Below are 22,796 nucleotides of genomic sequence, written 5' to 3' on the forward strand. Positions count from 1 at the left end.
AAAAAGCGGAAGTTCAAAGTGATCAAACAGCCTGCCGCCCGAACTGGCAGCTGAAGGCCTTGATGAAATCGTCAAGCTGGTCAGCGGGCAGGGCATTGATGCCCGCCGCCGCCGCCCGCCCGCCGCCGGTCGGAAACTGGCGGCAGAGCAGGTCCGCGCCGTTTCGGTTCTGCAAAGGCGCACGGACGCTGACCAAGAGCGAGCCGTCGCTGTTGTCAGTCAGCAGGGCATGGGCCAGCGCGGGCCGCTGCTGGGCGAAGGCGTTGGCGCAGACCCCGGAAACCCGCCGCGCCCATGCTTCGGCAGGCAGGCGGAAGACCCGCCCTGCCTTGTCCTCATGCAGCGGCGCGAAGGACAAGGCTCTGTCCATGTCGTTCTGATAGCCCTCGCGCAGAGTGCGCAGGGCCGGGGATTCGGCATGAAAGGCCAGCGGATTTTCGTAAGGCCGGACAAGGCGGCACAGCTCGGCTGGATGAAAATAGAGATCGTCCAAGGCCGCGCCGTAGCCGTTGTAGTTGAGCAGGATGCCGATCTCGCGCAGCCGCTCTGTTTCATCCTGACTGAGACCAAGCCGCCGGGCAAGCTGAAACGCGGCTTCGTCCAGATTGTCGCCGAAGGCCCCGGCCACCGCCCAGAGCGCGTGTTTGTCCTCCAGCAGCCAGTTGACGAGCAGCGAGGTGCAGAGCAGCGGCTCCGGGTCGATGTGCGCGGTCAGCCGTTCGGAAACCGGCACCTCGCCCGCGTAATGGTGATCAACATAGAACACCGTGCAGCCATTGGCGAGCAGCTTGAGCAGGCTGGCCCGGTTCGTCTCCAAGGAAATGTCCAGCACGGTGACGTGACTGTCCCGCTCTTCCTCAAGCTGCCGCAGCAGGGCGATGTCCCGCTTCACCCCGGTGAGCAGACGGGCCTCAGGCTGCGGTCGCGCCAAGCGGAGCTGGTGCAGGGCGCAGATGCCGTCCGCGTCGCCGTTGAAGACATCAATCCGGCTCACAGCCCTAAAAATCCACGCCAAAGGGTGCGCCAATATTAGCTAACTGGAACATCACCATAAATTGCTCGTTTTCTGGAGTGGTTTCTGCGGTCAGCTCCACCGACCAGCAGGGGGCATGATAGATCAGGCGGAATTTTTCCGCGACGGTGACGGAATTTTCCAAGGATTTCTCCAGCGAGTAGCCTGCCGAAAAATCGTACATCAGATTGATCAGCGTGGAGAGCCGGACGGAATTGGTGTCATCCGCTCCTATATTTTTGTTGAACAGATAATCAAGAGAGAACAGATCGCCCCGCCCGCTCATGTAATCGCCTTCCGCGTAATGCCGGACAAAACCGTCATCATAAACATTCAGGTCGGTTTCGTATTTGAAGGTCAGATGCTGGGTCGGATACCACGCGGTGCGCAGCTCGACTGGCAGGAACGGATTGTCGCCAGCCTCGCTGCGGAGATCGTAGCTTTGCTGAATCTTGACATACGCATAATCCCGTTCAGCCTGCTCCTCGCCGGTGGTGAAAAAGTTGTTGAGGCCGTAAGTGAGGCTGTTCTGATTGCCGAAACTGTCCACTTCGTCAAACTGGGGCACCAGCTTGTCGTCGTCCGTGACATAGGTGTGCTTGAGGAAAGGGCGGAGCGCATGGCTCCAGCTTTCGCCATCTGAGGCGAAATCCTTGCGCAGCAAAGTGGACACTTCAGATTCGACCGAGCCAAACAGGCGGTTTTCTGAGCTGCTGTCATCCCACGTCTTGTCGCCGTTGCTGGTGACAGAGTACATCGTGTCGCGTGCGCCGACGCTGACTGAGGCGTTCAGCCGCTGCGCCCAGAGCGGCATCGCCGTGGTCACTTTGGGATAGAGGTCAATCCGCTGTGCACCTACTCCCTTGTCGCGCCAGTAATGCACGTAATCGGTGTTCCACGACAGATCGGTGTTGACTTCGTCATACAGCGCGAAGCGGCCATTGTGCTTGATCTCCGGCAGCTTCCAGAGCGGGGACTGCGTGCTGTTTTTTGTTTTCTCGTCTCTGACATCGTCTATGCCGTCCACATTGGCTTGCAGCGACATGCCGTTGCCCCAAGTGCGCAGGGTGCGCAGGGCATTGGTGCGCTGCTCCACGGTCTTGTCCTGCAAGCCCCGGCCAAACTGCTCCAGATAATAACGGTCGCTCGTGCTCAGGCCGGTGCGGCCAAAATCAAACTCGCTCAGATAGTCGTGGTCGGAGAGCAGGTCAATATCCAGACGGGTGACCCACTCGCCGATCTGCTGATCGGCTTTGGCCCGCAGCCAGTAGCGGTTCTGATCCGTGTAGGTGTAGCGGCCTTCCGCCTCCAGATCATCGGCGAGGAAGCTGGCCATGACAGTGCCCTTGTCGCCCTGATCCAGCGCGTAGCGGCCTTCGGCTCCGGCCATCAGGCCACGCTTGGCGAGATAGTGCGGATACAGGGTGATGTCCGCGCTCGGCGAAATATCCATAAAGAACGGCAGCTCCATGCCAAAGCCGTTGCGGTCGGAAATGGAGGCGAGCGGGAAAAGCAGACCGGTCTGCCGATTGCGTTTGGCGGGCAGAATCATGATCGGCGTGTACAGCACCGGCACATCCTTGATGCGGAAGGTGGCGTGTTTGAGATAGGCGTAGCCGTTGTCGGTGATCTCCGTTTCCGCTGCCTTGAAGCTCCACGGCGGCACTTCGCCGTCCTTCAGTTTACAGGTGATGATCCAGCCGTCTTCGATGCGATAGGTCAGCTCGCCGGTTTTTTCGATTTTCTTGCCTTCAAAATGCAGGTCTTTTTCTTGGCGGATGATGACCGCATTTTCAAACTGGCCGGTCTCCTGCTTCAGGTTGACCAAGCCGCTGTCCGCAGCAAGCTGATCTGTGCCGATTTCAATCAAGACCTTGCCGTTCACCTGCACCGTGCCGGAATTGAGGTCGTAGGTCATCCGGTCGGCTTTGATGGTGCCCATCACTTTGGACATCGTGGCTGTTTCCGGCGCGGCGGCGGCGTTACCGCTGATCACCGGCATCGCTTTGGAATGGGCCACAGCATCTCCGCTCGAAGCCGCGTGTTCCGCAGTGTTGCCAGCCGCGTCCGCGCCAGCGGCATCGCCCAGCAGCTCGTTCCAGCCGCGTTCTGTGGCCGCCTCAGCCGGTTTCGCCCCTGTCGTTTTCTCGATTTTGGTCAGCTCAACATGTCCCTCCGCTGTGATCCGGGCCGGATTCTCCAGCCGGGTCAGCTTGTCGGCGTTGATTTCCCATTGCAGTGCTTTGACGGACTCAGCCGCCGCGTCCAGCGCAGGGGCCAAGCAGCAGAAAAAAATTGCGGCAGGCAAAAAAGGTCTGAGGGAATGCACCTTGACGCGCTCCTGTGAGATGGTAAAAGAAAGGAAGAGCTTGCAGTTTGGCTGATTCTGCCTCAAACTTACGCTTCCGCCCAGCCTGTGTCAAGGGAAAAGGCGCACGCAGCGGCGCAGTTTGCCCTTGCGCAAAGCTGAATTTTCTTTTATACAGCAAGGTATTGCGCAGTCAAGTTTTCAGCCCTTCAACCTCATCCTTGCCAAGGTGGATTCCTCCGGCGGCAGCGGCCTCCGCATCTCCGCAACGTTCCATATGAACTACATCTTCGGCCCGGTCAACTCGCGGCGGCTCGGACGCTCGCTGGGCATAGACCTTTTTCGGGAAAAAATCTGCTCCCTCAACTGCATTTATTGTGAGGTGGGAGCGACCACGCTGCTGACCTGCGAGCGGGCGGAATACGCTCCAACAGCGGCGGTCATGGCGGAAATTGATGCCTTTTTCGCTGATCAGGAGCGGGCGGCGGCAGTGGATTTCGTCACGGTTACGGCCAGCGGCGAGCCGACCCTGCATTCCGGCTTGGGCGAGATTCTGGCGCATCTGAAACAGCGGACAGCGCAGCCGGTCGCGGTGCTGACCAACGGCACGTTGCTCTGGGACGCGCAGGTGCGGCGCGAGCTGGCCGCAGCGGATGTGGTCATTCCTTCTTTGGATTCCGCCCTGCCTGCGGGATTCCGGCGGATTGACCGCCCGGCGAAATGCCTTGATCTGGCTGAAATCATCGAAGGGCTGACGGTCTTTTCGCACGAGTTTCACGGCCAGATATGGCTGGAAATTCTGCTCGCCCAAGGCATCAACGACACGGATGAGGAAGTGGCGGCTCTCTGCGCGGCGGCGGCGCGGATGCGGCTCGACCGCATCCAGCTCAACACGGTGATCCGGCCTCCGCTGGAGCCGTTCGCCCGGCCTTTGCCGCAGGCGCGGATGGAGGCGGTCGCGGCGGAGTTTCTCCGGCGCGATCCGTCCCGGCCTGTGGACATGCTTTCCGGCGGCGCAGCCCAGGAGGAGAACGGGCCAGCCGGACGGAAGCAGTTTGATCTCAGCAGGGCCGCCGACCGGCTGGCCTTGCAGGACGAGATTGTGGAAATGCTGAAACGGCGGCCTTGCACGGCTGCCGACATCAACCGCGTTTTCCCTGCGGGGGGCGCGGACAGGGTTGAGCAGCTGCTTGACGCGCTGGTCCGGGACGCTCTGCTGCACAAGCGGACACACAACGGCAGGCTCTATTATCAGACAGGCCCGGATGAGGCGCATTCGGAATGAGCGCGGCTGCTTAGATTGTTTACTTTTTTCATTCAGGATGCTGAATTATGACCGATGAAGCGGAGAAGCCCGCTGAAGAGCAGGAAAAAAATCCACTGAAAGAGGGCGCTGCGGAAGCCGCGCCGGAAAAGAAAGCGCCGAAGAAACGCGCTCCACGCAAGAAGAAAAGCGAGGAGGCTGCGGCTGAACCGGCGGCTGAGACTGTTCCGCCTGAAGTCGGGGCGGAAGCTCCGGTTGCAGCGGAAGCTGCGCCGGAAGAAAAGAAGGTGCCGAAGAAGCGTGCTCCTCGCAAGAAGAAGAGCGAGGAGGCTGCGGCTGAACCAGTGGCGGAGGTGATTCCGCCTGAAATTCCGGCGGAAGCGGCTGTCTCGTCAGAAGCCGCGCCGGAAAGAAAGGTGCCGAAAAAACGTGCCCCTCGTAAGAAAAAGAGCGAGGAGGCGACAGAAGCAATTCCGGCGGAAGCTGCGCCGCCGGTGACAGAGACGGTGCGGGAAGAAGAGTCTGCTGCTGCGGAGACACTTTCTGCGGAAGCGGCGGAAGAATCTTCTGCACAGCCTGTTCCAGCAGCCGGTGCTGCGGATGCTCCGCCGCCTGCGAAGAAGAAGCGTTCCCGTCGCCGGGGCAAGAAAAACCGGACTGAGGCCGAGTCTTCTTCGGGACAAGCTGAGGAAGCCGCAGTGCCGGAGCCGCCCGCTGCTGAGGATAAAGAGAAGGGTCGGCAGAAAAAGAAGCCGCAGCCTCCTCCGCGCAGCCGCGATGAGGATGAAGACGATGATGTGATCAGCGACGATGAGCCGCCGGAGCGCAGCCGCAAGAAAGTCTGCGCCAAGCTGCTGATCAACGCCGAGGAGCCGGAGGAATGCCGCATCGCCATTGTCGAGGACGGGCGGCTGGAGACCTTCCATGTCTCGACCACGGTCAGCGAGCGCACCAAGAACAACATCTACAAAGGCCGGATTGTCTCCATCGAGCCGAACTTGCAGGCCGCGTTCGTCGAAATCGGCACCGGGCGCAACGGCTTTCTGCCCTTCATTGACATCCACCCGGAATACTACAAGGAAGACATCAGCGAGCAGACCCGCGCCCTCATCCGCCAGCAGCAGTGGCGCAAGCTGAAGATCGAGGACGTGATCAGCAAGGGACAGGAAGTGCTGGTGCAGGTGGTCAAGGAGATCACCGGCAACAAAGGGGCGAACATCACCACGTATTTGTCGCTGCCAGGCCGCTGCTTAGTCCTCATGCCGGGCAGCGACAGCTCCGGCATCTCGCGCAAAATCTCCGGTGACGAGCGACGTAGCGAGCTGCGGCAGATGATGGCCAATCTCAGCCTGCCCGAAGGCATCGGCTACATCATCCGCACCGCCAGCGCGGAAATCACCCCGGCGGCACTGGAAGAAGACCTCAGCCAGCTTCTCAAACTTTGGGAGGATATCCGGCGGCGCGGCCAGACCATGCCTTCGCCTTCCATGGTCTATGAGGATCAGGACACCATCGTCCGTTTCCTCCGCGATCATTTCACCCCGGATATTCAGGAGATCATCGCTGACACCCAGGATGCCTGCGAGCAGGCCGCCCGCTTTGTCGCCAGTCTGCCGGAGACGCAGCGCAGAGTTCAGGTCAGGCTGCACCGGGGCGTGAAGCCGATCTTCAATCAGCACAGCATTGAGGAGCAGATTGAGTCCATCTACCAGCCGCAGGTGCAGCTGCCGTCCGGCGGCTCCATCGTCATCAATCCCACCGAGGCGCTGGTGGCCATTGATGTCAACTCAGGCCGCACCTCGCAGCGGGGCGATTTCGAGCAGTCTATTTTCCTCGCCAACATGGAGGCGGCGGAAGAACTGGCCCGGCAGCTCCGCCTGCGCGACCTCGGCGGCCTGATTGTCGTGGATTTCATCGACATGCGCAGCAGCTCGCACATCAGGGAGGTGGAGCGGCAGGTCAAGAACGCCATGCGGCGCGACAAGGCCAAGGTGGACATCAGCCGCATCTCGCGCTTCGGCCTGATGCAGATTTCCCGCCAGAAGATGGGCGCGCCGATTGAGAAGGGCAGCTATCATGTCTGCGAATACTGCGCCGGACGCGGTGTGCTCCGCTCGGTGGAAACGCAGGCGCTGCACTATCTGCGCCGGATTCAGACCGGCATCAGCCGCAAGAAAGTCAGGCGGGTGGAGGCCAGCCTGCCGCTGGAGGTCGGCCTCTATCTGCTCAACAAGAAGCGCAACGACATCGCCGATCTGGAGGCCAAGCATCAGGCGGCGATTGAAATCCGCCTCTGCCCGGACATGCGGCCCAACGACCACAAGATTGATTTTCTCTCCTGACGCGCGGCAGGCCTGTCCGCTCTCTTGACAAAAGGGCGGACAGGCGGTATTCTCTGCGCATCATTCCTCATCGCCCGGATGGCGGAACAGGTAGACGCAAGGGACTTAAAATCCCTCGGTTCTTAGAGCTGTACGAGTTCGATTCTCGTTCCGGGCACCACGTCAATTCAAGGGTTGCGGCTGAAAGGTGGCAGCCCTTTTTCTTTTATGGCAGGCAGCCGCCTAGTTATTTGGGCCGCGTGTTTTGTTCGCAAGTTTGGCGATTTTTCGCTTGACTCTATTTCAACGCAGGGTTATAATGTTCGCAAATTCAGTGAACACACATAAGGAGACAGGAGCCATGAAAACTTTTAAAGAATTTCTGTGCGAAAGGAGGAAAAGTAGAAAGTTAACTTTGAGAAGATTGGGAGAATTGACTGATATTTCTGCAAGCTATTTGTCTGAGATTGAAAATGGAGTAAAACAACCTCCAACAGACGAAAGCAAGCTAAAGAAATTAGCATCTGCTTTAGAGTGTGATTTTGTAGAATTACTTAAAATTGCGCAGATACAACGTGCAACAGGAAGCATGTCCAATATTCTTTCTAAATTATTCGGCCAAGATGACGATCTTGCTTGGAGCTTATGTCGTGAGGCTGAAAACAATGAAGATCAACTAAGAGAACATCTCAAAGAGATGTTAAATAAGATAAAGGAGAACAATAGGTAGATAGCTATGAGTTATAGTCAAAAAGTTCCAATGGTTCAGCCGTTAAGCAGAGAAAAAATCGAGAATGATTCTCTTCTATTTCTTCAGAAACATCATCCAGAGCCGTTAAGGAGTGATCAGTCTATAGATATAGAATACATTTTTGAATTGATTGTTCCGCAAATACAACCTGATATTAAAACAGGATATTTCGATCTGAGCAGTTTTGGAACTGGCGTTATGGGTTTTACTGATGCAGCAAGAAAAATATCATATGTCCACAATAAACTTTATGATGCTGCTTTGCAATATCCTTGTTCCCCAGAAGCGAGAAGATTCCGTGCAACAGTAGCACATGAAGTATCTCATTGTATTTGCCATTACTCTTATTTAAAAACATTTAAATCTATTTGTTCGTTAGTAGGCGTTGGAAATACACTTATGAGAAGGCGGAGTGATATTCCTCCTTATATGGATCCTGAATGGCAAGCATGGGAGCAAGCAGGTGCATTGCTAATGGCCGAAGCCATATATAGAAGAATTGACCAGAAAAGGAAGAAATATCAATGAAATCGCAGAAGTATTTAACGTGAACCCTGCGTTCGTGCAAAACAGAATTAATAGATTGAAAAAACTACAAAAATAAAGGCTGCCAAATCTATCGCAGACAGGCAGCCCTTTGACCTTGTAAGGCCCGGAAAAAAAGTAGCTCGCACCTATCTTTTATCTCTGTCGGCCTTCAAAGTCAAGGAAATATTGCGGAGGAGGTGTGATGTGACTTGACTTTGAAACAAGCAAAGAAGAAGCGAAGAAAAGGAACCCCTGTATTTGTTACCGAATTTCGCCACTGGCGCAGCGGTAAGGTGATCAAGGCTTCGGATTATGGCAAAAAAGCGTTTGTCTTTTATAGATAACGCATTATGAGTTTTTGGGCAGCTCATGCTGCCCAAAAACTATTTTTACAAAAAAATAGTATAATTGAAAAATTATCAACATCAGGAGATGATACACTGATGTTGCATTCCTGTTTTTTCAGAGCCTGTCGGGCTGTGCATTTCCCTTTCAAACCCTTGCTCGATACAGTCTGCCATGTGCCAAATCAACGCCGCCGCACTTGCCGAATTCATCCTGATTTCTTATCCTGACAAGAACATCACGCCGATGAAATTGCAGAAACTTGCCTATTACGCAAAGGCATGGGCACTTGTTGCGGGCAGGCCGTGCATTGATGCTGCATTTGAACGGTGGGAATACGGCCCCGGTGAACAGGTCTATTTATCTTGCCTATAGGGATTTCAGCAAGCAGTCTATTCCTTGCGCCTGCAACTCCATCAGAGCAGCAGATACAAGGTGAAGATGCGGATATGCTGAAATTCATCCTCGATCCTTATGTGAATATCAGTCCGCTGTTGCTTTGAGCGCAATGACGCATAAAGAAACACCGTGGACAGATACGCCGCCCGATCAGGTCATTCATGATCAGGTTATCTATGATTACTATTCTAAACTTTCCTTTGCAACTTTGCAAAAAACTTCCAAGGCAAGAAATGGAATGAAGGGGAATATTTCGTTCTGAAAACCAATTCTTGGTATTCATTCACAATGGACATGACCGAAGCAGAGGCGGAAAACTATGCGTCATATCCTTCTTATGCTGATTATCTGGAGCGTCGCAAAAAAGCGGATGAAAACGCAAGATGCTTCCTGCAAAAATTTTTATGATTGCTTTGCGCCACTCTTTTGATTCACACGACAGGAAATACCTTGCAGAACTTATGCAGAATTTTCCTGTCACCCATCCTATTTCTCTTGATGCGGCAATAGAACGGATCAAAGACTTCTGCAACAGCCAATTGCCTGCGGAAGATTTCGCCGAAGCACTGAAGAAATTGCCGCCGAAAGTTGTTGAGTCATTCTTTCAGGCAATCCCGGAGGAACTCCATAAACAGCTCTTTGACGGAATCCTGAGCAATGCTGGCGAGTATCGAAAGGCAACTGATCCAAATAAAGTGCCGACGATCTGCATGACACTTCTGTCTTTGCGGATAAAGCATATGTCAGCAAGGCGTTGAAGCAGTTTCTTGAAGAACAGAACACCGTTCTGAACACGCCGGTGAAAAAAAGGACAGCAGCTCAACATGACGGATGAAATAATCCTTTCAACAAATGTCAGCCGCATCAGGCAGCCAATTGAGTCCCTGTTCAACTTGATTGACAAGAAAACCGGCATCCAGACAGCTTCAAAAGTTCGCTTAACACAAGGGCTGCTTGTTCATGTCTATGGAAAATTATCTGCCGCTCTGTTGCTGCTGACCCCTATTTTCAAATCCTAATTCGCATTAAACAGTGCGATTCAAGATGAAAGAAAGGAGGCTGCCGTGAAGAGAATGTCGGGATTTATAAAGAATTGAATTGAGTACTTATACATACATTATTAATGTGAAATATTCACATATTTTTATAATTGCAAAGCAGAGATAATCATGTCTGACAAAATGAAACAAACGATAACTAAAAATCTGCTGAGAAGTGATATAGAAACGATTCCCAATCTAAATCAGATCGATCCATCATGTTTTAACGATCCAGTTGCTTTAAAAACAGAGTGGATTCCATCGAGAAAAAATGGGCCAAAGTTTAGAACGCACAATTTAGCACATATAGATTCAGGTCTTATAAAATTTACACCAGCTATTTGGCATATATTTCGACATCTTTTTATTCCTCTTGTGGTAATCGTATCGATATTTGTTGGATTTAAAGATGTTATCAATAATCGTCAGTCTGCGGCCTTCCGGCGCGTCTCCGGCTTGGCTTGGAGAAAGTGAAAAATCACGGCACATTGCAGGGGCAGCGGCAAGCAGATGCAGTTTTCTGCACTACCGCGAGAAAAGGTATCCGCATTGACAGGATCATCCACTTTTTCTGCAATCTGGAATCCCTCTCTATTTGCACCCATATTCAAGAATATGAAGTATTGTGTTCAACATCGTGAGGTTGTCAAATGTGACATTTCCTCTCTGACGCGGAAATGTGTCGGCTGTTTTTTCGCAGTGCTGCTGGGTTGTTTTCATCTGGTAACAATAACAGGAAGTTATTAACTTCTGCAACAGTGTTAACAGGCGCCTAAGGTCCCGCTGCAGCTTGTTCCTCCCGAACAAAAACCCGCATAGCTATAATACCTGCCTCATACAGCCCGAAAAGCGGCAGGGCGAGCAGGGCTGTGGCAGTGGGATCGCTTGCTGCCAGCAGAAAGGCCAGGCCAGCGATGGCAAGGTAGAAGGCTTTACGGTTGCTGCGGAAATACTCGCGGCGCACCAGCCCGGCGGCTGCGGCCATGACCATCAGAAAGGGAATTTCAAAAGCAATGGCAAAGGCAAACACCAGCCGGGCGGCAAAGGCCAAGTACAGATCAAGCTTGAGCATGGGCTGAAGATGCCCGCCTGCATAGCTCATGAAAAAGGCCAGCGTGTTCGGCAGGACGATGAAAAAGGCGAACAGGCCGCCTGCCAGAAACAGGCCGCTGGACCAAAGGACAATCCGCCGCGCCAGCCGTTTTTCATGGGCCAGCAAGGCCGGTGCGGCGAAGAGCCAGACCTGATAAAGCAGAAAAGGGAAGCTGGCCGCTGCGCCGCAGAGCAGAGCCAGCTTGAGATACGAAAGAAGCGCGTCGGTCAGATGGGTGTAAACTAATTTGCCCGGATGCGTGTGCGCCAGCAGCGGGCTGAGGGCAAAGGCCGCAAGCTGATCAATGCACAGCCACGCCAGCGCGGAGCAGCCCGCCACCGCCGCCAGCGAATACAGCAATCGCCTCCGCAGCTCCTCATAATGCGGTCGGAGCTGTTCGAGCAGGGGAAGAATCATGCTGTGGCGGAAGGCGGAGCCGGTTCTGGCGGCGGCGGATTTTTGCCGACCACCCGCTCTTCACCAGCCTCCTCGTGGACTGCCGCCGCATCGCCTGCTTCCCGCTCTTCCAAGCGTTCCGCCATTTCCTGCATGTCAGCGTCCAGCTCAATGTTGTCGGCATTCTGCACAACCGGCGGACGGCGCGGCGTGCCGCCAAGCTCGTCATCCGCCAGCAGCCTGTCCTTCATCTGCACAGCGGTTTGGCGCAGATCGTCTTTCACCGAAGTGATCGCCTTCGTTTCCTCGTTCAGGCTCTCCTTGATCTGATTCATCGCCCCGCGCAGCTCGTTCACGCCTTTGGCCAGCGAGCGGGCCAAGTCGGGCAGTTTGTCTGGCCCGACCACAAGCAAGGCCACGACCAAAATGACGAGCATTTCAGGAAAACCTATGCCGAACATAGCGTTTCCTCCTGGTGAAGGTGCGGTGGAAAGAAGAAAGAAAAGGAATGACAGCCACAATGTACGTGATTTGCTGCCGCCTGTCAAGCAGGGCGAAATTTGCGCCGCGCCGCATTGGCTGTTTCCAGTTGACGGCAGGCGCAGAGTGCGCTTAGATGCGCAGACACAGTCCTTTCCTTCCATAAGGTGCCATCATGTTCTCGTTCCTCGCCGAGGTTGTCCAAGCCTCGTGGCAGCTGCTCAACCAGGCGGCCTTCTACATCCTCTTCGGTCTGCTCGTCGGCGGTCTGCTGAAAACCTTTCTCTCGCCCGCCTACGTGGCCAAGCATCTGGGTAAAGGCCGCTTCAGCTCGGTGTTCAAGGCAGCCCTGCTCGGCATTCCGATTCCGCTCTGTTCCTGCGGGGTGCTGCCCGCCGCTGCCACGCTGAAAAAGCAGGGCGCGAACAACGGCGCGGTGGCGGCCTTCCTTATTTCCACGCCGGAATCTGGGGTGGACTCCATCGCCATGAGCTGGGCCTTGCTCGATCCGATCATGACCGTGGCCCGTCCAGTCTCAGCCTTCATCTCCGCCGCCGTGGCCGGTCTGCTGGAGAATTTCATCTCCTTCACGCCGCCAGCGGAGCCGCAGTCTGCGCCATCGCCCTTCCGCATGGCCGGGACTGCCGCGCCTGCAAGTCCTGCGCCGCCGCAGGGCATTGCCGCCAAGCTGAAAGCCGGTGTGCAATACATGGTCAACGATCTTTGGCCGGACATCGCGGGCTGGTTCTTCATCGGCATCATCGCGGGCGGCATTATCACTGCTTTGGTGCCGGACGAGATATTTTCCACCTGGCTGGGCGGAGGTTTTTCCTCCATGCTGCTGATGCTGGCGGTCGGCATTCCGCTCTACATCTGCGCCTCGGCCTCCACGCCAATTGCTGCCGCCTTCATTCTCAAAGGAGCCAGCCCGGGCACTGCGCTGGTTTTTCTGCTCGCCGGGCCAGCCACCAACGCCACCTCCATCACCGTGCTCATCGGCATCCTCGGCAAGCGGGCGACAGCTCTGTATCTGCTCTCCATCGCTGTGGTCAGCCTGCTCTGCGGCCTGACTGTGGACGCAATCTATCTTTCGCTCGGCATCAAAGCGGCAGCGACAGTCGGCAAGCACGGCGCGATGCTGCCGCACTGGGTTATGCTGGGGGCGGTCGTTGTCCTCTTCGCCCTGTCCGTGCGCCCGCTGCTGCACGGCCTGCAACGCCGCTTCGGCAAGACTGCGGCAACGCCGTCCTCGTCCTGCTGCGGGACACAGGAAAAAGACGCAGGCTGCCGCTGCTCCTCAGCCCCGCAGGGCAAACCATAAGCTCCGGGCTGGCATGGCAGCGAAGAAGCGTGTAAGATACAGAGCGGCGGACGCAGCGGCGCGGGCCGCCTTTCCTTGTAACTGCAAACCTGAGCGGAGGTTCTTGTCATGTGGCGGATGATCATTGTGATGCTGGCCTGCCTTGTCCTGTCTGTCGGCTGCTCCTACAAGCCGGTGCGGCACTTGGCTTCGGATGCGGCCTTGATCAAGGCGGGCGAATCAACCCGCAAGGATGTGCTGCGTTATCTGGGCGAGCCGGATGGCCGCCGCACAGTCAGTCCGGGTGTGGAGGAGTTTATTTACTCTGAGAATCAGCAGAGCACGCTGGGCAGCCTGCCGCTGGTCCGGCGCTGGGCTGATCCGGCCCGGCAGGAGATGGTGGTCGTCACCCTGAACGGCGAGCAAGTCACCAACTGCGAGTTCCGGCTGGCGCAGAAGGACGATGCGGAGTGGCGGAAGGACGCGAAATGGGATCCGATTAAGTGAGAATTGCCAGCATAGTTAGATAAGGCGGATTGTAAGCAGTAAAGCTATGTGCCATCAAAACAACAGGACAGGGAATTTGTCCCTTCCGCCGCCGCTTTCCCAAGCTGATGCCGCCTGCTGCCAGCGGCTGGCTGACGATCTGCAACTGCCGTCAGTCATTGCCGAAATCCTCTTCCGGCGCGGCTTCACCACCGCCGAGGCCGCCCGCTGCTTCCTTCAGCCGCAGCTCGCTGATCTGCCTGCGCCCAGCGCGATGAAAGGGCTGGACAAGGCGGCGGATTTGCTCGCCGAGGCCGTTGTCCAGCGGCGGCAGATCGTCATTCACGGCGATTACGATGTGGACGGCATCACCGCCACTGCGCTGCTCGCTGATTTCCTGCGTAAAACCGGCCTTGAGCCGATCCGGCATCTTCCCAACCGCCTGACCGACGAGTACGGCCTGACCATGAAATCTGTGGCCGAGCTGGCGGAGCAGGTGCTCATGCCCGCGCTGCTGATCACGGTGGACTGCGGCATCTCCACGCCGGAGGAAGTCCGACGCGCCAAGGACTTAGGCTTCACCGTCATCATCACCGACCACCATGAGCCGCCCGCAGATGCGGCAGATTTTCCCTTGGCCGACGCAGTGGTGAATCCGAGGCAGGCGGACTGCGCCTTTGCCGACGGCGAGCTGGCCGGCGTGGGCGTGGCCTTCTTCCTGCTTGTGGCCCTGCGCAGAAAATTGGTGGAAAAGGGCTGGTGGACGCAGGACAAGATGCCGAATCTGCGTGATTCTCTCGACCTTGCCGCCTTGGGCACCATCGCTGATGTGATGCCGCTGACCGGGGTGAATCGAATCTTGGTCCGCGCCGGACTGGAGGTCATCGGCGGACGCGGCAGGCCGGGCATCGCCGCGCTGTGCGAGCGGGCCGGTCTGCGGGAAGAGCTTGTTTCTGCGGAACATGTCGCCTACCAGCTTGGGCCGCGCATCAACGCCGCCGGACGTTTGGGCAATCCGCAATTGGCCGCCGAGCTGCTGCTGACGCAGGACGCAGGCGCGGCGGCGGTGCTGGCTGAGGAGCTGGAGGCGGCCAACATTCTCCGCCGTGAGCTGGAAGCCGAGGTGCTGGAAGCGGCAATTCAGCAGGCGGAACAGCAAGTTGCGGCAGGGCAGAGGAGTCTTGTCCTGAATGGCCCGGACTGGCATCCCGGCGTGATCGGCATCATCGCCTCCCGCGTGGTTGACCGCTTTCATTTGCCTGCGCTGGTCTTCACCGGCGACAGCGGCCAAGAAAAAATGCTCAAAGGCTCAGGCAGATCGGTGCCGGGCCTGAATCTGCATCAGGCACTGGAGCAGTGCCGGGCGTGGATCGTACATTTCGGCGGCCACGCGATGGCGGCTGGCCTGACCGTGCGGGACGATGATTTTGCCCAATTCCGCGCCGCCTTTGCCGAGGCTGTCCGCGTTCTGGACAGCGGCCTGCCGCCAGCCGGTCTCGTCATTGACGCAGTGCTGGATGAGCGCACAGATTTCCGTGCGCTGGCGCACAGTCTGCGGCTGCTGGAGCCGTTCGGCCAAGGCAACCCGGAGCCGGTCTTTCTGCTGCGCAACATCCGGCTGCGCGAGGTCAACACGCTGCGCGAGCATCTGCGCTTTGCCGTGCCGTTCAACGGCGGCTTGGTCAAGGGCATCGGTTTTTTCATGGCCGCGCAGTTTGAGGCGGCGGCAGAAGGGGCGGTGGATTTGGCTTTCAGGCTGAAGGAGAGCAGCTACCGGGGCGTGAGCCGGACGGAAGTCCATGCGGCGGCCATTTTCAGTTGCAAAAATTTGGCGTAACCCAAGTTTTTTTGCCTAAAAGGCTATGCCGATTTCAAAGTTGACTGCGAGGTCCGCGAGAAGTCGGCCTCGTCAGCTTTAGCTGCACAACGAAGCTGCCGACTTGCAGCCGGTCGAATTTCATCATCAAATAATTCAACACCTAATCAGCCGCAGAAGCCGTTCCCGCCACGAAACGGCAACGGGGCGGCTTCCTTGAGCGAAATGAAGCGGGTGGCTGTCAAAAAATTCCTGCACCCCATATTCCTTCAGCCGGACAACAAGTTGAAGCTGATCGCCGGGACGAGCTTGCTCCGCCTCCACGCGTGGCAAAATCAACATCGGTTCTGCTCCGCTGGCAAGAGCGATGTCTGGCCGGTCAGGAAAAATCCATTTTAAATCGCCGCTCAGAAAGAGCCGCCGAAAGTCCTCTTGGGCAGCAACACGCAGGATTTCTTTATCTTGCGTCGCATTCCGCACGACCAGCGAAGCAAATTGCAAGATGCCTGTGCGGCGGCTGGGGTCAAGGCGGAGCCAGAGCGGCACCTCGGCTACAGGCAGTTCAAAACAAATTTCAACCCATTCACCACTGCGATACGACTGTAGCAGCGATTTTTTTCTTTTGAAATGCCCTTCGCCATCCCAGTGCAACCGCGCTGTATTGAATTGTGTGTCTTCATCCTGCTTTTTTTTCTGCTGCTGCTCGGCAAAAAATTGCTGAATACTGCTCTCCCGCAGTTTCAACGACACTTCCAGTGTGTCGCCAAGGCAAAAATGCTCCTGCTGAATCTGCGGCAGGATGAAAGAGGGATGCGTGCCATAAGAAAGAAGAATATTCTTCTGTTCCGGGATGATCCATGCAATATCTCCTTCTAAAAGGAGATCCCTAAATTCCTCTGGTTCTTCATAGTGCAGCAGGATGATTTCCTTATTTTGAGTTATATTCCGCACAAGAAGGAAGGAAATCTCAAGGATGCCGATGCGGACACTAGGAACAAACCGGAGCCAAATAGGACATTCCTCAGTGTGCAGTGTGAAAGACAGTGTTGTCCAATCGCCGCTCCAGTAATGTTCGAACTGTATTTTTTTTTCGTTGAAATTGCCCTTGCCGTCCCAAAGAAAGCGGACAAAATTATGTCCGCCGGAAGCGTCTGGCCTGCCCTGCCTATCCGCTTTTTCCCGGAGAGCAAACTCCTTGCAGGTTTTCGCTTTGACAGAAAAACGCAGCAGGTCATACAGCTCTTTGGTGTATTTGCTGAGATATTTCCGGCTCGCAGGCTGTTTCGCCGCGATGGCCAGCAGAGCCTGCTCAAACTGGATGGAACAAAGTTCCCAATCCGGCCATGCCGCTGCCGTCACCGCTGCGCCTTGCTTGAGCCGCTCCAGCTCTGCCGGATTTTCTTTGAGCTGCCGGAGCAGGCGCACTACGTCCTCTTCTGCATCAGTCGCTGCGACATAGGCATTTTGGTCATGCACGATATATTCGTCGTGACCAGTGACATCATAGACCAGCGCAGTGCCGCCGCAATGAAACATCTCCAGCGGCGGCCCGAACATTCCTTCGACATAACTGAGCTTCAGCACCACATCGCACGAGCGGTAAATCGCCGGAGTTTCATGAATCGGCACCCGCGAAAAAACTCGGTCCGCATCAGGATGCTCTTGGAGAGCCGATGAAGTGAGCAGCCAGACTTCGTCAGCACCTGCCCGCCGCGCCAGCCGAAGTGAGAGCGGCACATTTTTGAAGGACACTTCAACCGGTCCTTCCACCAGCACCCGCAAACGGCCCGGCTGCCGAGGTTCCACCGTTTTGCCCTCAGGCGAGTAGATATCCTTGCGGATGCCGTTGCGCACCAAAAACGGCCAGCTATTATGATGCTGATGCAGATAATTCTGTATCCACGCCGCCTCAGTGATCACCGGAATGGCGCAGGCATAGGTCTTCTCGCACAGCTTTTTCCAAATCAGGCTTTCCGTGTTGCGGGGATTGAGCGGATTGGGCGGATCAAAGAAGCGGCTTTCAATAGATTGAACAAAATAGGCATAATGCACAGTTTTGAGCTGATGAAGCCAGAAAAAGGTCTCCCACCAAGTGGCCAGCACAACATCAAACTGCTCTTTCCGCGCCTGTTTGACGGTCAGCCAGTTCAGCTCGGCAGCAGAGCTATGCCACGCGTGTTCTTCTTGGCGAACTTTCTGCCGGGTGATGATCGAAACGTGATGCCCTTTGCGCTTCAGGCGGGAGGCGTGTTCATAGATGACATAGCTGCCTCCGCTGATTGCAGGAGAACCGAGAAGAAAGCCTATTTTCATAAAGCTGATGCAGCACTGCCAGATGATGAAACCGCCAGCGAAACCAGATTATTGTTGAACATGCCATGCACAGCTCGTCCTGGTGCGATAGCATTCATGGAAACCATATTGTGCGCCCAGCATTGAATGACATGATCAAGGGCAGTCAGTCCTTGACCAATGCCGACCGTGATGGTGTACGTGTCAGGATAGACTTCAGGCCAATAAAATGTGTATTCAACCACACTCGTTCCGGCAGCAAGATGCGAAACTGGCTCATTCAGACATAGACTGTTTTCGCCAAACACGGCATTGCCAACCCGGTCGCGGATATTATAACCAAAAATAATGTCATCAAGGGCAGTTTCCGCATGAACCAGCAGGCGGATGTTGATCAAATCGCCCTTTTGCACCAAATTGACCGGTTTACCTTCACAGGTGACACTCAGACGTTCAATTACTGCCTGTCCTGCCCCGGAGCGTTTTTCTGGCGGCACGGAAAGCCATTCAGAAATATCCTCAACTGGACTGCGTTCCACAGCAGGAGGCGGGTCGGCGGTTGCAGCTGTCATCTTTTTTTTCCTGCCGCTGCTGAATTGCTCATCGTGCAGGATTTTAGTATAGAGGCTCACCGCCTGCACCGGATCGCCATCAAAGGTGATTCTGCCGTTCTCCAGCAGCAACACACGGTTACAGAGATTGACGATGGAGTGCATGTCGTGGCTGACCAGAACAATAGTGCAGCCTGCCATCATTTTCTTCATGTGCGTCATGCACTTCTGTTGGAAGAAAATATCGCCGACAGCCAACGCCTCATCCACAATCAGCACTTCCGGCTGCACGCTGACCGCAGCGGCAAAAGCGAGGCGGACATACATGCCGCTGGAATAGGTCTTCACCGGGCGGTCAATGAATTCACCTATATCAGCGAACTCGGCGATGCGCTGAAAGCGGGCATCGGTATCCTCTTCGGAAAGCCCCTGAATCGCAGTATTGAGATAGACATTCTCCCGGCCTGTAAATTCTGGGTTGAAACCTGCGCCCAGCTCCAACAAGGCAGAGATGCGGCCATGCACTTCTACCGTGCCGCTGGTCGGATGCTGAATGCGGGTGATGAGCTGGAGGAGCGAAGATTTGCCGCTGCCGTTGCGGCCAATGATGCCAAGAGCTTCGCCTTTGCCCAGCTCAAAGCTGATGCTGTCTAAGGCGCGGAATGGCGTGTGGTATTTTTTGCCTGCCGGATGAAACACCTCCAGCAACCGATGCACTGGCTTGCTGTACAGAGCGTACACTTTGCTGACGTTGCGGACCGCGATGACCGAATCTGGCATGATTACAGCACGTCAGGAAATTGAGGTTTCAGCTTCCGAAAGATGTATGCGCCGCCGACCAAGGTGCTCAAGGCAATCAGCCAATAATAGGCCGTATGCAAAGGATGCGACCAGAATGGCTGAAAAGTGATGAATGACTCCCGGTAGCCCTGTACGATGTAATAGGCCGGATTGAGCTTGAGCAACCGCTGCACCTTTGGTGTCATCATGCTGATATCCCAAAAAATCGGCGTAACCCAGAAAGCTATTTGCAAAGCAACTGCAACAAGTTGGGCCACGTCGCGGATAAAGACATTCAGGGCGGCCAAGCCCCACGCAATGCCGAGCGAGAGTGTCAGCAGGCAAAAAAGATAATACAGGGCTTGCAAATAATACAGGCTAATTGGCATCCGCTGGAAAATCAGCAGCACTAAGAGCACCACCATGAAAATGCCGTGCGTCGCCAAGCTGGAAAGCATTTTCACCAGCGGCAGCAGTTGGGAGGAAAAGAGCGTTTTTTTCACTAAATGAGCGTGCGCGACGATAATGCCGGTCGAACCGCTGATGATATCAGAAAAAATATACCATGGAGCAAGACCAGCCGTGAGCCAGACCACAAAGGGCACGTCATTAAGTGGTTTCGCTTTAAATCCAATACTGAAGACGAACCAAAATACGGTGATCATCACCACAGGATGAATCAGCGTCCAGAGCAACCCCAGCGAGGATCCTGCATATTGAACACGCAGCTCCCGCGCCGCCATCGCAGTGATTAAGGTGCGGCGGTTATACAGCAGGCGAAGGAAAGCAAGCAGGCTGTGCATTGCAAATCAGAGGCGGGAATTTTGCCCATGTTGGAGAAACCAAGCGTAGGTTGATGCCACGCCTTCCGCAAGAGAGATTTTGCTCTGCCAGCCAAGCGCAGAGAGTTTGGAGACATCAAGCAGCTTACGCGGTGTGCCGTCAGGCATGGCAGTATTGTAGCGAATTCTGCCTGTGAAGCCGACAACATCTTTGATCAAGGCCGCCAGTTCGGCAATGGTGACTTCCTGCCCGGAGCCGACATTGACAATTTCCGCATCGCTGTAGTGTTCCATCAAGAACAGACAGGCTGCAGCAAGGTCGTCAACATGAAGAAACTCCCGCTTTGGCGCACCAGTGCCCCAAATTTCCACTTCCGGCAGTTTATTGTTTTTTGCCTCGTGGAATTTCCTGATCAACGCAGGCAGAACGTGCGAGCTGTGCAGATCAAAGTTGTCGCCCGGCCCATAAAGATTAGTCGGCATCAAGCTGATGGCATCAAAACCGTACTGCTTACGGTACGCTTGGCACATTTTAATGCCCGCAATTTTGGCAATGGCATACCATTCATTGGTCGGCTCCAACGAGCCAGTGAGCAGGTGCTCTTCCCGCATCGGCTGCGGTGCGAATTTGGGATAAATGCAGGAAGAGCCAAGAAAAAGCAGCTTCTTCACGCCGCTGCGCCATGCCGCGTCAATGATGTTGGTCTGAATCAGCAGGTTGTCGCGGATGAAATCAGCCGGGCTGCTGTTGTTGGCATGAATGCCGCCGACTTTGGCTGCGGCAAGAAAGACATATTCCGGCTTTTCCTCAGCAAAAAAGCGGCGCACGGCAGCCTGATCCGTCAAATCCAGCTCGGCGTGGGTGCGGGTGAGCAGATTCACGCAGCCAGCCTGCGCCAGCGCACGGCAAATCGCGCTGCCAACTAAACCGCGATGCCCGGCGATGTAAATTTTTGCAGCAGATGAGAAAAGATGAGATGCAGTTGGCATAAGTTTATTTCAATATTCCTATCAAAATACTGAAAAGCTCCTGCAAATCAGCAGGAACTCTATAGCTGTTTATATCTTTTGTGAGTTTCTTTTCCGCACATTCCAATTTGCCAAATTTCCACAAATCGCCAGTGGTGACAGCACCGAAAAGAATATCCTGCTGCCCGTCTTCGTATTTTTCCATAGCGATCAGTTCGACAGCTAACTGAGTGAAGCCTTTCTCAATGTCCCCTTTTTTTGCTTCAATTACTGTTAGCTTCTTCTCCGATCGGATTAAATAATCCAAAGTCCCGCGCAAATTCTTCTCAACATCTATAGGATATTCGGCAGAAATTTTTATATCTATAAATTCAAGAAGATTAAGCAATACGGGAGCGATCAAAAAATCTCTTCTCCCGATTTCGGAAGTCAGGCTGATTTTCGGCAAACTTCTAATCATTCTCCCTTGAAAATCCTTCACTGCAGTTTCAGCGATATGTTCTCTCGGCAACGTAAGCAGCTCAAAAGAAAATTTATAGCCAAACTCTTGGACAATATCTTCAGTTGAGTAGGCTAGCTCGAAAAAATCGCTGAAAGTAAAATTTTTATCTGGATGTAAAATTTTTATTTTCATGAAAATTAATACACACAATAGGTTGTTTCTTTTGGAGCTAACGACTTATCTATATAATATCCTTTTTTACTTATTGGTGGCCGCATAGAAATAACTGTCTCAGAACAAGAGGTATTATCTGTATTGCCAATTATCAATATATTTGAATGATTGATGCCGCATGTTTGCCAAACAATCTCAGAATCAATTTTATTTTTATCATATGTTGCTATCGCCATTAATTCCCAATAACCATAATCAGGAGTATTATGTTCTATCTCTGGGTAATCACAGATTATCCCTTCCCAATCGCCTCCTGCCTTAACAACTGCTTCTTTTATACCCCAATATTTTTCTGGAATCCATTGTTCAGATGATTTGAGAAATTGAGGTCTGTTAAAACGACGAATTAATAAATATACATGGCTCGCTGGATCAGATACGATGCCAGTGACTTTTCCGTCAGACACTACAAGGTAATCTTTGTCTGACGAATCTTGACGAATTGTATGATAAATCACATTTTGTGATGTAATACGCACCCAAAGATCTCTTTTTGTTTTTTTGTAGGTATTATTATCTATAGACTTGTTAGGTGCCCAAATATGCAATGTATAAAAAACTACACCTCCAACTATGAGCATAAAAGTTAGCAAAAGTGGCCCTGTCCAACTTTTGGGTACCGTCGGCAATTTCCAATGAAATTGCCGAAACAGCATATAAAGCGTACCAATAGCAAGACCAGGAACCCCAAGTCCGGCGAATATCTCCCAAATTTTCATCTCTTACTCAAAGATAGAGATAGGTTGTTATCTTATACAACCCGATCTCGTTCTGTCAGTTTCAGATATTCCGTCAACGATTATCTCAATAATAAAACAGAATGCACCGTTATTGCGATGCGATGTATGTTTATTTTAATGACATTTTTCTGATGTATTCTGATGTAATTTCATTATAAGACGAAAGGCAATTCTTGTTCTATCAATTTTTCCGCTATTGACCATCTAAAAGAAACACACTTCGCCATAAAAAGCTGCACCTCGTTATGGCTTTGCTTGCCGCCTCCAACTCTAACCAAATAATTTATATAATAAACAACTCTGATTCATCGCCAAAAGTTGCGCCGTGAATCATTTGCTTATCAACAACCCAAGTTGTGACCTATAAATCTTGAAAAATCCATGCTTCCCCGCATGTGTTATATTTCTGCTGTCCAGCACGAATATAACCGCACACAGAGGAAGACATGGAACTTGAAATTACAGCA

Annotated in this window: 20 protein-coding genes and 1 tRNA gene; 11 read left to right on the forward strand and 10 right to left on the reverse strand. The window is 53.9% G+C overall.

All coding sequences use genetic code 11. The features are described 5' to 3' along the window. Window positions 1-22: 22 nt before the first annotated feature. Together ACNKH6_RS03660 and ACNKH6_RS03665 are read right to left on the reverse strand one after the other, a co-directional pair. Window positions 23-1,015: an acetyltransferase gene (locus tag ACNKH6_RS03660; RefSeq protein WP_417914191.1), complete on the reverse strand. Its 993-nt coding sequence runs from the start codon at window positions 1,013-1,015 to the stop codon at window positions 23-25. Then, complete coding sequence (locus ACNKH6_RS03665; protein ID WP_417914192.1) at window positions 999-3,320, reverse strand: LPS-assembly protein LptD; 2,322 nt, start codon at window positions 3,318-3,320, stop codon at window positions 999-1,001. The genes ACNKH6_RS03660 and ACNKH6_RS03665 overlap by 17 nt, the downstream gene beginning before the upstream one ends. A 148-nt stretch (window positions 3,321-3,468) precedes the next feature. On the opposite strand from ACNKH6_RS03665, the gene ACNKH6_RS03670 reads away from it, so the two are divergent. The 8 genes from ACNKH6_RS03670 (at window position 3,469) to ACNKH6_RS03705 (ending at window position 10,442) form a co-directional block, all read left to right on the forward strand. Further along, entirely contained in the window at window positions 3,469-4,605 is a 1,137-nt protein-coding gene (locus ACNKH6_RS03670; RefSeq protein ID WP_417914193.1) for a radical SAM protein, read from the forward strand. A gap of 47 nt (window positions 4,606-4,652) precedes the next feature. Then, window positions 4,653-6,926, forward strand: coding sequence for an Rne/Rng family ribonuclease (locus tag ACNKH6_RS03675; protein WP_417914194.1), 2,274 nt, complete (start codon window positions 4,653-4,655; stop codon window positions 6,924-6,926). Window positions 6,927-6,998: 72 nt separating this feature from the next. Beyond that, window positions 6,999-7,086 (forward strand) — tRNA-Leu (locus tag ACNKH6_RS03680). Between the two features lie 180 nt (window positions 7,087-7,266). After that, a complete protein-coding gene (locus ACNKH6_RS03685; RefSeq protein ID WP_417914195.1) occupies window positions 7,267-7,635 on the forward strand; it encodes a helix-turn-helix domain-containing protein in 369 nt (122 codons plus the stop codon). Between the two features lie 6 nt (window positions 7,636-7,641). Further along, entirely contained in the window at window positions 7,642-8,184 is a 543-nt protein-coding gene (locus ACNKH6_RS03690; protein WP_417914196.1) for an ImmA/IrrE family metallo-endopeptidase, read from the forward strand. 519 nt (window positions 8,185-8,703) lie between these two features. Next, window positions 8,704-8,904, forward strand: a complete 201-nt coding sequence (locus ACNKH6_RS03695) for a hypothetical protein (RefSeq protein WP_417914197.1) — start codon at window positions 8,704-8,706, stop codon at window positions 8,902-8,904. 407 nt (window positions 8,905-9,311) lie between these two features. After that, complete coding sequence (locus ACNKH6_RS03700; protein ID WP_417914198.1) at window positions 9,312-9,686, forward strand: hypothetical protein; 375 nt, start codon at window positions 9,312-9,314, stop codon at window positions 9,684-9,686. Between the two features lie 411 nt (window positions 9,687-10,097). Beyond that, window positions 10,098-10,442 (forward strand): hypothetical protein, encoded by a 345-nt coding sequence (locus ACNKH6_RS03705; RefSeq protein ID WP_417914199.1) that lies wholly within the window; start codon window positions 10,098-10,100, stop codon window positions 10,440-10,442. Window positions 10,443-10,740: 298 nt separating this feature from the next. Here ACNKH6_RS03705 and tatC read toward each other — a convergent pair whose 3' ends face one another. Further along, on the reverse strand, window positions 10,741-11,478 hold the full coding sequence (gene tatC, locus ACNKH6_RS03710) for a twin-arginine translocase subunit TatC (protein WP_417914200.1): 738 nt from the start codon (window positions 11,476-11,478) through the stop codon (window positions 10,741-10,743). Continuing rightward, window positions 11,475-11,918, reverse strand: coding sequence for a Sec-independent protein translocase protein TatB (gene tatB, locus ACNKH6_RS03715; protein ID WP_417914201.1), 444 nt, complete (start codon window positions 11,916-11,918; stop codon window positions 11,475-11,477). The genes tatC and tatB overlap by 4 nt, the downstream gene beginning before the upstream one ends. Window positions 11,919-12,112: 194 nt before the next feature. Between tatB and ACNKH6_RS03720 the strand changes: the two genes are divergently transcribed. The 3 genes from ACNKH6_RS03720 (at window position 12,113) to recJ (ending at window position 15,560) form a co-directional block, all read left to right on the forward strand. After that, window positions 12,113-13,258 (forward strand): SO_0444 family Cu/Zn efflux transporter, encoded by a 1,146-nt coding sequence (locus ACNKH6_RS03720; protein WP_417914202.1) that lies wholly within the window; start codon window positions 12,113-12,115, stop codon window positions 13,256-13,258. 108 nt (window positions 13,259-13,366) lie between these two features. Further along, window positions 13,367-13,744, forward strand: a complete 378-nt coding sequence (locus ACNKH6_RS03725; protein WP_417914203.1) for a hypothetical protein — start codon at window positions 13,367-13,369, stop codon at window positions 13,742-13,744. 76 nt (window positions 13,745-13,820) lie between these two features. Further along, window positions 13,821-15,560, forward strand: coding sequence for a single-stranded-DNA-specific exonuclease RecJ (gene recJ / locus ACNKH6_RS03730; protein WP_417914204.1), 1,740 nt, complete (start codon window positions 13,821-13,823; stop codon window positions 15,558-15,560). A 135-nt stretch (window positions 15,561-15,695) separates the two neighbouring features. On the opposite strand, the gene ACNKH6_RS03735 is transcribed toward recJ, so the two are convergent. The 6 genes from ACNKH6_RS03735 to ACNKH6_RS03760 are packed head-to-tail and all read right to left on the reverse strand — an operon-like array spanning window position 15,696 to window position 22,308. After that, entirely contained in the window at window positions 15,696-17,852 is a 2,157-nt protein-coding gene (locus ACNKH6_RS03735; RefSeq protein WP_417914205.1) for a glycosyltransferase family 4 protein, read from the reverse strand. Next, on the reverse strand, window positions 17,849-19,162 hold the full coding sequence (locus ACNKH6_RS03740) for an ABC transporter ATP-binding protein (RefSeq protein ID WP_417914206.1): 1,314 nt from the start codon (window positions 19,160-19,162) through the stop codon (window positions 17,849-17,851). The genes ACNKH6_RS03735 and ACNKH6_RS03740 overlap by 4 nt, the downstream gene beginning before the upstream one ends. A gap of 2 nt (window positions 19,163-19,164) precedes the next feature. After that, window positions 19,165-19,965: an ABC transporter permease gene (locus ACNKH6_RS03745; protein ID WP_417914207.1), complete on the reverse strand. Its 801-nt coding sequence runs from the start codon at window positions 19,963-19,965 to the stop codon at window positions 19,165-19,167. A gap of 6 nt (window positions 19,966-19,971) precedes the next feature. Next, window positions 19,972-20,934, reverse strand: coding sequence for a GDP-L-fucose synthase (fcl, locus tag ACNKH6_RS03750; RefSeq protein ID WP_417914208.1), 963 nt, complete (start codon window positions 20,932-20,934; stop codon window positions 19,972-19,974). 4 nt (window positions 20,935-20,938) lie between these two features. Next, the gene (locus ACNKH6_RS03755) at window positions 20,939-21,547 is read right to left on the reverse strand and encodes a hypothetical protein (RefSeq protein ID WP_417914209.1); all 609 of its coding nucleotides are present in this window, start codon (window positions 21,545-21,547) and stop codon (window positions 20,939-20,941) included. 5 nt (window positions 21,548-21,552) lie between these two features. Then, window positions 21,553-22,308 carry a hypothetical protein gene (locus tag ACNKH6_RS03760; RefSeq protein WP_417914210.1) on the reverse strand — a complete coding sequence of 252 codons (756 nt, stop codon included), beginning with the start codon at window positions 22,306-22,308 and terminating at the stop codon, window positions 21,553-21,555. Window positions 22,309-22,796 lie beyond the last annotated feature (488 nt).

The sequence above is a fragment of the Candidatus Electronema sp. JM genome (assembly GCF_048287415.1).
In the GTDB taxonomy this organism is placed as follows: Bacteria; Desulfobacterota; Desulfobulbia; order Desulfobulbales; family Desulfobulbaceae; genus Electronema.

Coding starts and splice junctions, on each gene's coding strand:
- ACNKH6_RS03705 (WP_417914199.1), top strand. CDS start 10,098: ATGTCTGACAAAATGAAACAAACGATAACTAAAAATCTGCTGAGAAGT.
- fcl (WP_417914208.1), bottom strand. CDS start 20,934: ATGCCAACTGCATCTCATCTTTTCTCATCTGCTGCAAAAATTTACATC.
- ACNKH6_RS03720 (WP_417914202.1), top strand. CDS start 12,113: ATGTTCTCGTTCCTCGCCGAGGTTGTCCAAGCCTCGTGGCAGCTGCTC.
- tatC (WP_417914200.1), bottom strand. CDS start 11,478: ATGATTCTTCCCCTGCTCGAACAGCTCCGACCGCATTATGAGGAGCTG.
- ACNKH6_RS03735 (WP_417914205.1), bottom strand. CDS start 17,852: ATGAAAATAGGCTTTCTTCTCGGTTCTCCTGCAATCAGCGGAGGCAGC.
- ACNKH6_RS03760 (WP_417914210.1), bottom strand. CDS start 22,308: ATGAAAATTTGGGAGATATTCGCCGGACTTGGGGTTCCTGGTCTTGCT.
- ACNKH6_RS03685 (WP_417914195.1), top strand. CDS start 7,267: ATGAAAACTTTTAAAGAATTTCTGTGCGAAAGGAGGAAAAGTAGAAAG.
- ACNKH6_RS03745 (WP_417914207.1), bottom strand. CDS start 19,965: ATGCACAGCCTGCTTGCTTTCCTTCGCCTGCTGTATAACCGCCGCACC.
- ACNKH6_RS03700 (WP_417914198.1), top strand. CDS start 9,312: ATGCTTCCTGCAAAAATTTTTATGATTGCTTTGCGCCACTCTTTTGAT.
- ACNKH6_RS03725 (WP_417914203.1), top strand. CDS start 13,367: ATGTGGCGGATGATCATTGTGATGCTGGCCTGCCTTGTCCTGTCTGTC.
- ACNKH6_RS03675 (WP_417914194.1), top strand. CDS start 4,653: ATGACCGATGAAGCGGAGAAGCCCGCTGAAGAGCAGGAAAAAAATCCA.
- ACNKH6_RS03695 (WP_417914197.1), top strand. CDS start 8,704: ATGTGCCAAATCAACGCCGCCGCACTTGCCGAATTCATCCTGATTTCT.
- ACNKH6_RS03690 (WP_417914196.1), top strand. CDS start 7,642: ATGAGTTATAGTCAAAAAGTTCCAATGGTTCAGCCGTTAAGCAGAGAA.
- ACNKH6_RS03755 (WP_417914209.1), bottom strand. CDS start 21,547: ATGAAAATAAAAATTTTACATCCAGATAAAAATTTTACTTTCAGCGAT.
- tatB (WP_417914201.1), bottom strand. CDS start 11,918: ATGTTCGGCATAGGTTTTCCTGAAATGCTCGTCATTTTGGTCGTGGCC.
- ACNKH6_RS03740 (WP_417914206.1), bottom strand. CDS start 19,162: ATGCCAGATTCGGTCATCGCGGTCCGCAACGTCAGCAAAGTGTACGCT.